This is a genomic window from Dactylosporangium sucinum (genome assembly GCF_014647515.1).
In the GTDB taxonomy this organism is placed as follows: domain Bacteria; phylum Actinomycetota; class Actinomycetes; order Mycobacteriales; family Micromonosporaceae; genus Dactylosporangium; species Dactylosporangium sucinum.
The window spans coordinates 1-2,365 of the sequence record NZ_BMPI01000169.1 but is presented as its reverse complement, the minus strand read 5'-3'; the positions used below and the strand labels follow the sequence as shown (position 1 = coordinate 2,365).

Genomic DNA, 2,365 nt, shown 5'->3' with positions numbered 1-2,365 from the left:
GCAGTTGCCGCCGGTCCACTTGCCGAGGTCGTTCTGGGCCGCGGACGGGTAGGCGGGCGAGCCGTCGAAGTCGTCGAGGACGAGCCCGGGCGGCGTCGGCGGAGCGGTCGCGGCGGTCACCGCGGCCGACGCGGCGGAGAGGTTCCCGGCCGCGTCCCGGGCCCGGACCGTGTACGTGTACGAGCCGGCGGCCAGCCCGCTGTCGGTGTAGGACGTGCCGGTCACGGTCGTGCGCAGGACCCCGTCGCGGAACACCTGGTAGCCCGTCACGCCGACGTTGTCGGTCGACGCGGTCCAGGACAGGGCGATCGACGTCGGGGTCGTCGCCGTGACCGTCAGCCCGGTGGGCGTGGACGGCGCCGCGCAGTCGGTGCAGCCGACGCCGACCGTCACCGCGTTGCTGGACGCCGACTCGTTCCCGGCCGCGTCCCGGGCCCGCACCGTGTAGGTGTGCGACCCCGCCGGCACGCCGGTGTCGGTGTACGAGGTGCCGGTCACCGTCGCCACGGCGGTACCGTCGCGGAACACGCGATAGCCGGTGACGCCCACGTTGTCGGTCGCGCCGCTCCAGGACAGCGACACCGAGGACGACGTCGACCCGGCAACCGTCAGGGCGGGCGCCGTCGGCGCCACGCAGTCCGCGGTGCACGAGCCGACCGTCACCGCGGAGGCCAGCACGTTGTAGCCCTTGGTCGCGTCCCAGGTGCCGGTGTTGGCCAGCCGCACCGAGTAGGCCGGGTTCCCGCGCAGGCCGGTCGCCTGGTCGGGCAGCCACAGCGCGAGCTTGTACGTGCCGGCCGCCATCGCCGGCAGCGTGACCGTCTGGGTCGGGACCGTGGTGGCGCCCGGCCGCCAGGTGCGCGGGTCGAGGCCGGTGAGCGGCACGTCGTACCGGTTCGTGCCGTTGTCGAAGACCAGGAACACCGGGCGCGGCTTGACGATGCCCGCGTAGCCGTCGTTGGCCAGGTGGGCGGCGAACGTGAACGGCGCGCCGGCGGTGGCCTGCGCGGTCCAGGTGGCGTCGGCGAGCCGCAGCCGGTAGCCGAGCTTGCGCTCGACGCGGTGGAACAGCGTCTCGGCCGGGTCGACGGCGGTCGCCGGCAGCTGCGCCTGCTTCCAGATGTCGATGTTGACCGGCGCGTAGTCCTCGTTGATCTCGGTCCAGTGCTGGTGCGACAGCTCGTACTGCGCGTTGACCCCGGCCGCGTCGTTGGCGCCGCTGGCGTTGCAGGTCTCCCCGCCGACGAGCTTGTTGCCGCCGGTGGACGTCGCCATGTCGTACACCCACTGCTTCTTCGTCGCGACGTCGAACCAGCCCAGCCAGGAGTTCTGGTCGTACGTGCCCATGTCGGCGGTGTCGGCGAGGAAACAGTCGTCGTGGAAGCCGAGCCGGTCGAAGTCCTGGGTGGTCATCAGGCAGTTGTCGGGCAGCGGGCAGCCGGGCGGCGGCGTCGTGCGCCGGGCGAACTCGTAGTTGAAGATGGGGTAGCGGATCGCGATCGGGATCGTCGCCGGCGTGCTGCTCAGCAGCTTCTTCACCAGGCGGTACCGCACGGGCGCCTGGCTCTCCTCGGAGGATGCGGTGTACGGGCTGGAGTGCCATTCGCCCCACGCGCCGAAGAACCCGCCCTCGATGTGCATGACGACGTCGGCGTTCGCCGCCAGCACCGGGGCGAGCTGGTCGAGGTGACGCTCCATCTGCGGCTCGGTGACCGCGGAGTACCCGTCCCAGACGTAGGCGAACCGCAGCACGATCTTCATGCCCTGGGCCCGGATCGCGGCGAGGCCGGTCCCGAGGTTGTCGAGCAGGGCCGGCGGCAGGTCGCTGGTCTGGTACTTGTCGAGGTGGACGTAGCTGTGGATCAGCGTGTTGCCGGCCGTCCGCGCCCGGGCGAACGTGCGGTCGAGCATGTCGGGGTTGAAGCCGGGGATGGTGTTGCTGGCGTAGTCGTTGACGGCCGGGTCGTTGACGATCTCGTACCGGTTGTGGAAGCCCCGCTCCGGGTTGGTGAACACGGTGGCGGCGTCGGCGGTGAAGGTGGCGGTCGTGGTGGGCGGGTCGGCCGCGGCCGGGCCGGCGGGGCCGACCGTGCCGGTGACCGCGAGGAGGAGGACCGCCGTGGCGGCGGCGATCCGGCGAACAGAGACGTTCATAGCTCTCCCTGAGGGGCCGGAACGGTTAGTTGCTGAAGGAGAAGCCGTCGATGGTGATGCTGCTGTTGCCGCCGTACCAGAAGCCCATCGCGAGCTGCGCGGGGCTGGACCGGTTGATGCCGTTGGCCGCGAGCGGGATGCGGATGTCCTGGTAGGAGGTGGTGATGGTGGGGTGTCCGCCGCCGTCGAGGGTGTAGTCGGCGAAGAGTTT

2 protein-coding genes are annotated in these 2,365 nt (G+C 71.4%); both read right to left on the bottom strand.

Annotated elements, in window-relative coordinates:
- Positions 1 to 2,154 (bottom strand): DUF4832 domain-containing protein (locus IEZ31_RS55580; RefSeq protein WP_190258262.1); only part of this gene is annotated, 2,154 nt, incomplete at its 3' end.
- Between the two features lie 25 nt (positions 2,155 to 2,179).
- Positions 2,180 to 2,365, bottom strand: a 186-nt coding sequence (locus IEZ31_RS55575; protein ID WP_190258261.1) for a hypothetical protein, incomplete at its 5' end; no start/stop codon positions are given.